7 protein-coding genes are annotated in these 8,994 nt (G+C 65.3%); 2 read left to right on the plus strand and 5 right to left on the minus strand.

Annotated features, from left to right (window positions below):
• Window positions 1-49 precede the first annotated feature (49 nt).
• Both VFG33_RS20140 and VFG33_RS20145 read right to left on the minus strand, forming a co-directional pair.
• Entirely contained in the window at window positions 50-958 is a 909-nt protein-coding gene (locus VFG33_RS20140; protein ID WP_325054456.1) for an oxidoreductase, read from the minus strand.
• A 42-nt stretch (window positions 959-1,000) separates the two neighbouring features.
• Window positions 1,001-2,503 carry a M36 family metallopeptidase gene (locus VFG33_RS20145; protein ID WP_325054457.1) on the minus strand — a complete coding sequence of 501 codons (1,503 nt, stop codon included), beginning with the start codon at window positions 2,501-2,503 and terminating at the stop codon, window positions 1,001-1,003.
• Window positions 2,504-2,709: 206 nt separating this feature from the next.
• On the opposite strand from VFG33_RS20145, the gene VFG33_RS20150 reads away from it, so the two are divergent.
• Both VFG33_RS20150 and VFG33_RS20155 read left to right on the plus strand, forming a co-directional pair.
• The gene (locus VFG33_RS20150; RefSeq protein ID WP_325054458.1) at window positions 2,710-3,813 is read left to right on the plus strand and encodes a winged helix DNA-binding domain-containing protein; all 1,104 of its coding nucleotides are present in this window, start codon (window positions 2,710-2,712) and stop codon (window positions 3,811-3,813) included.
• On the plus strand, window positions 3,810-4,910 hold the full coding sequence (locus VFG33_RS20155) for a winged helix DNA-binding domain-containing protein (RefSeq protein ID WP_325054459.1): 1,101 nt from the start codon (window positions 3,810-3,812) through the stop codon (window positions 4,908-4,910). Before VFG33_RS20150 ends, VFG33_RS20155 begins: the two co-directional genes overlap by 4 nt.
• Here VFG33_RS20155 and VFG33_RS20160 read toward each other — a convergent pair.
• The 3 genes from VFG33_RS20160 to VFG33_RS20170 form a co-directional block, all read right to left on the minus strand.
• Window positions 4,898-5,746, minus strand: a complete 849-nt coding sequence (locus tag VFG33_RS20160) for a M48 family metalloprotease (RefSeq protein ID WP_325054460.1) — start codon at window positions 5,744-5,746, stop codon at window positions 4,898-4,900. The two genes, VFG33_RS20155 and VFG33_RS20160, sit on opposite strands and share 13 nt — an antisense overlap.
• A gap of 189 nt (window positions 5,747-5,935) precedes the next feature.
• On the minus strand, window positions 5,936-7,072 hold the full coding sequence (locus tag VFG33_RS20165; RefSeq protein WP_325054463.1) for a VldE C-terminal domain-containing protein: 1,137 nt from the start codon (window positions 7,070-7,072) through the stop codon (window positions 5,936-5,938).
• A gap of 25 nt (window positions 7,073-7,097) precedes the next feature.
• Window positions 7,098-7,991 (minus strand): hypothetical protein, encoded by an 894-nt coding sequence (locus VFG33_RS20170; protein ID WP_325054461.1) that lies wholly within the window; start codon window positions 7,989-7,991, stop codon window positions 7,098-7,100.
• Between the last annotated feature and the right edge of the window lie 1,003 nt (window positions 7,992-8,994).

Below are 8,994 nucleotides of genomic sequence, written 5' to 3' on the forward strand. Positions count from 1 at the left end.
CGACCACACAGGGTGGCCTACCTTCGCTGAGGTGGCAAGAAGTGGCGGGCTAGAAGGCGTCGACGCCGGTGGCCTCTGCGGACCAGGCCCAGAGCTGCTTGGCCAGGACGGGGTCGCGCGCGATCTTCGACGGTTGGACCACCTTGGGCGCGCCGCGGTACCCCAGGAACGCGGGGCCGACGAACGAACCAGGTCGCAGGTCGGACTGCGTCGCGGCGTACAGGCTGGGCCAGGCGCCGGCAGCGGCGGGCTGGCCGACGATCTTGGTAGCGCCTGCCAGTACGCGGGCTTCGAGGCTGATGCCGCCGAGCTGGGGGCCGGCCGTTTGCAGGTCTGTCCTGGCGTATCCCGGATGGGCGCCGGCGCTCAGCAGGTTCGAACCGGCGGCGCGGGCGCGGCGATCGAGCTCGAGCATGAAGAGCAGGTTCGCGAGCTTGGACTTGCTGTAAGCGTCCCACTTGCTATAGCCGTTCGTGGCCTGGAAGTCGCCCTCGCTGAGGCCGCGCGCGCCCTTGTGCATGAAGGAGCTCACCGTCACCACCCGGGGCTCTGCTGCCTGCAGGAGGAGCGGCAGGAGACGCGCGGTCAGGGCGAAATGGCCGAGATGGTTCGTACCCATCTGCAGCTCGAACCCGTCGGCTGTCGTCCGGTACGGCGGCGCCATCACGCCGGCGTTGTTCACCAGCAGATCCAGCGGGCCGTCCAGCTGGGCGGCTGCCTTCTCGACACTCTCCAGGTCGGCGAGGTCGAGGTCGAGCACCTCAGGTCTGGTCTGGGCCTGCTCCGCGAGCCTGTTCGCCGCTTGTTCGGCCTTCTGCGGGTTGCGCGCGGCGACGATCACGTCGGCGCCGTGCTTCAGGAGTTCGAGCGCCGTGTAGTAGCCGAGGCCGCTCGTGGCGCCGGTCACCAGCGCACGCCGGCCGGTGAGGTCAGGGATATCCGCAGTGCTCCAGCTCATGCGCCCACAGTAGCCGTGGACGCATGAGCTGGTTGGTGGCCGTCAGAGAATCTTGCGCGCCTTGAAGGCGGTGGTGACCTGGTCGGCGGCCGCCTTGCCGTAGAGGAGGCGGGCGGTCTGCACGGTCGCCTTCGCCGCGTCGGCGAAGGTGGTGTCCGGCGCGTAGTGGAAGGTGCCTTCGAGGATCACCCGGTTGGCCTTGGTCCGGCCGAGCGCCTTGTGGATGTCCCAGAGCGCGTTCGACCAGATCTCGCCGTCGTCGTGCACCTCGCCGACGATGTCGTCGGTGGTCTTGCCGGTGTCGGTCCGGCGCAGGCAGTGCGGCTCGGTCGACGTGTACGAGGTGGCGTCCCAGTCCATCACACAGGGCAGCTCGAAGTTCTTGCTGACCGGGATCGACATGGTGACGGCCCAGTAGTCGCCGAAGCCCTCACCGATCGAGCCCGCCTCGATCGTCTCGCCGAACCCGGGCACGACGTCGTCCTGGATCGCGTGACCGTACTCGTGCCAGATCACCTCGGCGTCCTCGGCGTCGTCGACGCCACCTTCGCCCATCGTGATCATGTCGTCGGCGGGGCTGTAGAACGAGTTGTCGCCCTCGAAGGTGTTGATCGAGAAGTCCTGCGACTCGTTGTTCACGTCTTCGAAGCCGAGCTGGTGGATGTACTCCTGGGTCTGGTTGACCTGGTAGTACGCCATCACCTGCTCGAACTTGTCGTTGGCCCGCTGGTAGACGAAGGTGTTGTTCTTGCTCTGGGCCAGGCCGCCCTTGGCTTCCTTGATGTTCACGTACGGGCCGACGAGCTTGCCGCTGCCGTCCAGGTTGCGCAGAATCACGTTCTTCTGCGCGGTGAACAGCTCGTTGGTGTTCTTGTCGTCCTGGTCGGTCAGCTTCTCGTTCTTCTTGCTGACCACCGGGTTCGGATCGAACACGGACCCCTTGCCGTCGATGTTGTCGCTGATCACCTTGGACTCGACCACGGTGCCGGAACTCGCGTCCACGAGCGACCGGGTGGCGCCCTCGGTGGAGCGGGAGGTGACGTTCCAGACCAGCCGTGCGTCCGGGCCGCCGATGACGGCGAGCTGGGCGGCGCTCTGGGTCGCGGCCGGCGTCGGCGTCACGTTCTTGTTCGGCTGGGCGATCCGGCTGCGCAGTGCGCGCGCGGTGACCACGGTGTTGGCGTTCTTGGTGGCGGTTGCCGAGGGCACCCTCGCGGTGACGTCCATGGACTCCGGTACTGCGTCGCGCCCGTCCTGCAGTTGGACGAGGTTTCCGGACTTGTCGAGGTGCTTGGCGTAGTACCCGTTGATCACTGGCAGGCCCTTGAAGGTCTGCTGGTACCAGAGGTGCTTGCCGAGCAGGGAAGTCTTGGTGCGGATCAGCTTGAGGTTCGGCGGCAATGCGTCGGCCTGCGCCGTCCTACTCGCAGTACTGGTGTCCGGCGCGGCCCCCGCGGCGCTGGTGAACGAGAAGCCCAGCGTGACAGCGACGAACCCCGCCGTGACGGCCGCGACCGCCTTGTGGCGATTCACGCGCTTCGTCATATTCCCTCCCAAAGTCGACGAACGTGATGCTACGACTACGAACCGTCGCGACCATAGTTCGCCACTCGCCTCACTGGGAAGCAAACTTCCCGTCCTCACGTCTCCGCAAGGGAAAACCTTGACGGCGTCCGCCTGCGCGAATAGCGGACCAGAGCTGTCCTCTATTACTTCTAGTCTTGGCCTCAGGCTTGAGAGAGGATCAGCGAATGTCGAAGTTGAGTCTGCGGGCTCTGAACCGCGCCACCCTCGTCCGGCAGTGGCTGGTCGAGCGTCAGGGCTTCACCGCCCTGGAGGCAATCGAGCACCTGGTCGGCATGCAGGCGCAGGTCCCTCTCTCCCCGTACGTCGGGCTGTGGTCGCGGCTGGTGGACTTCGATCCTTCAGAGCTTGCCGGACTCCTGGAGGACCGGCGCGCTGTCCGCGGTTCGATGATGCGCGCAACGATCCACCTGATGTCGAGCCGGGATTTCCTCGCTATCCGGCCGCTCGTGCAGCCCTGCATGGACCGCGAGATCTACCAGAACCAGACCTACGGCCGGAAGCGTCTGGAGGGGCTGGACATGCCGGCTGTTCTCGCCGCGGGTGCCTCGTTGATGGCTTCCAGCCCGCAGACCGCGGTCCAGCTCCGTGACGCTCTGGGACCACTCTGGCCCGACCGCGAACCACCTTCCCTGGCGCACGCAGTACGGTGCCTGCTGCCCACCATCCAGGTGCCGCCGCGAGGTGTCTGGGGCAAGGGCGGCAACCCGGCGATGTCCACGGCCGATCTGTGGCTCGGCTCGCCGGTGGACCCGTCGCCGTCCATCGACGCGGTGGTCCTCCGCTACCTGGCCGCGTTCGGACCTGCCTCCGTGGCGGACGCCCAGGCCTGGTCCGGTCTCACCCGGCTGAACGAGGTGTTCGATCGCCTCGACCTGCGGACCTACTTGGATGCCTCGTCAGGGCGCACTTTGTACGACCTTCCGACGATCGAGCTCCCCGACGAGGACCTGCCGGTGCCGACGCGGTTCCTGCCGGAGTACGACAACCTCCTGCTCTCCCACGCCGACCGCAACCGCTGGATCGACGACGCCGAACGTCAACGCCTCCTGCTCCAGGAAACCCTCAGCCGCGGCTCAGCCCTGTACGACGGCCGCGCGGCTGCCCTGTGGAAGCTGGTCCGCCAGGGCAAGAAGTCCGCCATCCTCGAGGTCGAACCGGTCACCAAACTCCCCCGCTCCGCACTGGATGCTTTAGAGGCCGAGGGCAACCAACTCCTCACCTTCGCAGCTGGCGGCGCCGTCACCACCGAGGTCAGGCTGATCGGATGACCACCCTCACTCGCCAGGCCCTGAACCGCGCCACCCTTGCTCGTCAGTGGCTGCTCGAACGCCAACCGGCCTCCGCCCTCGAAGCGATCGAACGCCTGACCGGCATGCAATCCCAGGCCGCCCTCTCCCCCTACACGGGCCTCTGGACCCGCTTGGTGAACTTCCAGCCGGACGAACTGGTCAAACTCATGTACGACCGCTCCACAGTCCGGCTCCCCCTGATGCGCGGCACGATCCACCTCGTCAGCGCCATCGATGCCCAGGGCATCTATCCCCTCCTCCGCGAGGTCCACTCCCGCGGCCTGGCATCGAACCAGAACGTCCGCCCCCTCCAAGCCATCCTCGAACCTCTAGCTCGCGCCGGCCACCGCCTACTCTCCGCCTCACCCCTGAGCAGCACCGAACTCGGCGAGGCCCTGGCCGCAGAGGTCCCCGAGTTCACGCCGGCGGCCCTGTCCCGCGCCGTCCGAGACCTGGTGCCCGGCGTCCAAGTACCCCCACGCGGAATCTGGGGCCAAGGCGGACAACCAACAACCACCACCCTCGCAACTTGGCTCGGCTCCGACGGCACGCCGTACACGATCGACGCCCTGGTCCTCCGCTACCTGGCCGCCTTCGGCCCAGCCACGGCCCTGGACATGCAGCAGTGGTCGGGCCTGACCCACCTGACCGAGGTCTTCACCCGCCTACGCCCCACCCTCCGCACCTACCGCCTGGAAGGCTCCACCCGAGACCTCTACGACCTGGAGTCGATCACCCTCCCCGACCCAGACACCCCGGCCCCGATCCGCTTCCTCCCAGACTTCGACAACCTCTACCTCTCCCACACAGACCGAACCCGAGTCCTCCCCGAAAAACACCGCCGCCACGTCTTCACCAACAACGGCATCATCAAACCCACCCTCCTGGTAGACGGCACCACCACCGCCACCTGGAAACCCACCCTCACCAAATCCACCGCCCACCTGACAATCACCCCCCTCACCCCGATCCCAAAACGCCACCACAACGCCATAGAGACAGAAGCCCACCACCTACTAACCTTCCTCGCCCCGCAGGTCGATCACCGTGAGATTCAAATTCTTCAAGAGCGCTGAATGTAGTTCTCCAGGGCACGGATCCGCTCGGCGACAGACGGCTGGCCGCCAAGCCAATCAGGCTGCGTTAGCCCCAGTCGCCGAGAGACCTCTTGATGTTGCGCCTGCCATCCATAGAAGACCTCGAGCAACTTACGCCCGTAGCCGAGATCGGCAGTTGCTCGATCAGCCATCCGCTCGTTCCAGCGGGCTAGACCGCTGAATAGCAGCGGCAAGAATACCGGGGACAGGTAGAACAACGGCACGGCGAGACTGTCGTAGAAGACGAGTGCGACCAGCAGGAGCCCTAGATACGCAAGGATCAGGAATCCAACAATCGTGCAACCGATCGCTGGAATCGTACGACTCAGTTTAAGAAGTTGTCTGATCCCCATCGCGACGAGCCGGGCGGGCACGGAATACCAGAGCGCGAGTCTACTCAGCCACGTGTGACCGTGAAGGTGCGAAGCGAAATCGAACGCCATCACGGATTCCAGGTGGCTCGGCGGCAGGGTATACATCGCCCAGCCAGTTACTGCGACGGTATGCCCCCCGGCTGCTGCGGCCGTCGCGCCCTCCGCATTCTGAATCCACAGCGAGTAGCGATTCATGTCCACTCGGGTCCGCCCTGCAACCGCGTACCAACTCGGCATCAATCTCTGGCTCTCCACCATGGTTGGCCGGCGAAGGCCGAACAGATAGCGGGCTATCAGACCATCAGTTGCGGGCCACAGAATGGCGGCGCCCGAAGCAAGCCAGATACAGATCAGAACCCAGGTCGCCTCGTCGAAGCCGAAGAGCTGGCAGAACCAGTAGATGATCAGGAAGCTCGCGACAGCCCAAACGACTCCACTCACTGTCTCTGAAAGGACAAGCCCGACTCCGCCTGGACTACGACCGCCGGGTGGCGGAACCGGCTGAGGCCCACGGCTGGGTAGTCGTGGATCGCCTGGCCGACCATCCGACTTGTCCCTCGGAGGTTCGCCTCCAGATGGTCGATCTGGCTGGTCTGGGCCCTCAACACCGCTCATTCAGTGCCTCTGCCATCAGTAAAGCGAAACATGGACGTGGTCGAAGTGACCGCCGGTGGCATTGCCAGGATCGTAGATCCCGCCACCGTCGTACGGTTTCCAGCTGCCAGTGCGGGCATTCCAGATCTTGCCGTACCAGATGACGTACCTGACGCCAGTCTGAGCGGCCGTCTGGATCGTCCAATTCGCGATCCGATCCCCCTTCGCGCGGACTGCAGCCGACCGGCGCCCATCACCGCCAACGAAAACGTCACAAGCTTTTCCCTTTGGATGATCGCTGGTTGGATTCCAGACATGAGGGTCCCAACAGCTCATCGGCGGATTTGCCAACGTCGCGCGAGCCTGACTGACCCACAACGCCGTGCGAGGGGTGACCATTCCACCAGTTCCGGTTGGATCCGAGACAGTCGCGGCCTGCGGAGGCCAGACACCATTCAATGGGCGACCAGCGATCAGACCCTGACTATCGTCGCACTCATCGAGCACTAGCGGCTCCCCGCTCGGCACGGTGGGTTTGGGTTTGGGGCCCTTACGCCCCGCGTACGGATCACCAGGACGCTCCAGATCGATTCCGGCTTCTTGCGCGATCTGCCTCGCTGTCTCCTCGTGCCGGGCATACGCGTTCGGGAACGCAGAGACCTGAACTGCCTGAGCTGCTTCGGTGTAGGACATCGAAGGCCAACCATTAATGTCCACCAGTCCTGGTGGACTGGGCAGCTTGGCGCCCCCGAAGAAGGCCTCGGCAGCGTAGTTGGGATCAAGGATCTGTTTAACGCTGCCCCAGCCCGCGGAAGGCCGCTGCTGAAACAGGCCGACCGAGTCCCGATCGCCATAGTTGATGTTCTCGAGCTGCGACTCCTGCAACGCCGTCATCAGAGCCACGAGGGTCGCCCGACCGGGAAGGCCCCGAGCAACAGCAACCGCGTCAATGATCTTGGCAAACTCGACCTGCCTGGCTCTGGTCGGAGCGGCGGCTGGCGGATCATCTGCGCGGGCGCCGTCGCCTACTGGACAACCGGCTACGAAGCGGTCTCCACTCGCTCCGAACGGCATGATCATGACCAGCCCCAACAGGCCGACAAGAGCGAGGACCCCGAGTACCTTCAGCACCACCGATCTGCCCTCCAGGACACCGCCGCCTTCCCGGTTCATGGACACGGTCAGCTCACCCGCTCGATCATGGGCCGGCGCCACCATTCATGTCGCTGATGACCCAGACGCTGCCTTCCGGCACGAGCGTGAGGAGCAAAGGCAGCTGGATCCTGTTCGGACGCTTTCCGGTCACATCGATCGTGATGGTGACAAGTCGGCTGATCCGCGTCGGCGTATCGACGGGAGCCGAATCTGGTCGCGGCGCGGTCACGATCGCCGAGGCGACTGTGGACTTGCCACCATCAGCTTTGAGGGCGTCATACGTCGAATCCCCCGCTGAGATCAGGCTCTCTCCGACCTCGTTTGTGATCAGAGGGGCTGTCTTCGTCACTAGGTCGGCATAGGTCTCCGCCGATGGATCCCGTGTGTAGAAGGTGCGAGCCCAACTGGTCGCGACGTCCGCCGCAGCCGTGGTCGCAAGAGCCGAAGGACGCTCCGTGAGCACGGGTGGCGTGGAGATCGTCGAGGTCGGCGAGAGAGTTGATTGAGGGGTCGACTCCACGGGTGTTCCGGGTGCGGTTTGTTCCGGTGCAAGGGAAGGCGTCAACAGGCCGATGTCACCCTTCGCGGGTTCGTCACCGCCAAGGAGTCGCGGTAGGCCTCCTCCTAGACCGAGAACGATGATCGCGAGGATGAGTACGGCAACGATCACCGTCACCGGACTGGTCGGCTCGGCCTGACGCTGGTCGCGCAGCCAGGCCATCCGCTGTGCATGGTCGTCGCGGCGCCAGGATCGTTTTGCGTGCCGGCGCTCGCGACGCTTCAGGTCGTCGATCTCGTCTGGATACGAGTAGTCGGTGCGCACCACATCACGCCAACTCGATGGCTCGTCCGGACGCGGTCGGCCGACGGCGTCGGGATCGTCGTCCGGTCCCTCCGGATCCTTCCCGCGCTTCCGATCGCGATCCCGGTTTCTCATCCCGTGCTCACCTGCGCGTCGGCACCATCACGGTGACGCCGTCCTTGGTCACGCTTGAGTACTCACGGAAACGTCGTTGCGCGCCGGCCGGCGAGCGGCGGCGCTCACGCGGAGCCTTCGGCGGACCGTCACGCAGGCTGGCTGAGTGAGTGTGGACGCGAGGCTCGAACCGGCTCGCCGCAGAGGACGATGCGCGCGTATCGCGGGCGTGGCGGGCTCGTCGCGACTCCGCCGAATTCCCGCTGGCAGTTGCGGCAGCCGACCCGGATGTGGCACCCGAGGTTGAGGCGAGACCGACGGAGATAGCCCGACGCCGTCCTGGCCCTGAACCTTCTGAACCAAGCGCGGACGCGGAGACCGTCGTCCCCTGGATGACGCGACTCTGCTGCTCCTTCGATTTGCCGAACGCCAAATCCTTCCGGCCGCCTGGAGCAGATCCTGCTGGGTTGGCGCTGCCTTCGATGGCCCGCCGGTCTTGACTAGCCGCAAGCTCATGGGCTGGGCGCTGACGCGACATTATCGATCCACCGCCGGATGATCCGACGGCTGGCGCCTGTCGGAAGAGCCTGACGGAGGTGGCCCGCTCGACCGATGGTTCGTGGGCTCCGCCCTTGTTCGCTTGCCGCTCTCCGACGGCCGGGCTGGCCGCCCTGCTGCCGACGGCGCCCATGATCCGTCGCACGGCGGTCATCGCGCCGCGGCGCGCAAGGCCACCCATGACCATGCTGCCCATCCCGGGTCGCATCATCGTGCTCATGCTCTCGAAGAGTCTTCGCAGTCTGAACCCCGCGATCAGAACGGCGATCGCGAGCCCACTGACAGGCAGCCACCCGAGTGTGTCTGTCAAGCCGAAGACAGCCGTCACCAGAGCCAGTGTGGTCGAGAAGACGAGCAGTGCCAGGATTGACTGCAACACGAGGCCGAGCAGCGCCTCGAACCAGTTCATTGCCCATTGGCGAGGTCTGCCTGGTATGGCCCACAGGCACGCGAAAAGAACACCGAC

Origin of the sequence: Kribbella sp. (genome assembly GCF_035687465.1) — a bacterium.
Taxonomy (GTDB): domain Bacteria; phylum Actinomycetota; class Actinomycetes; order Propionibacteriales; family Kribbellaceae; genus Kribbella.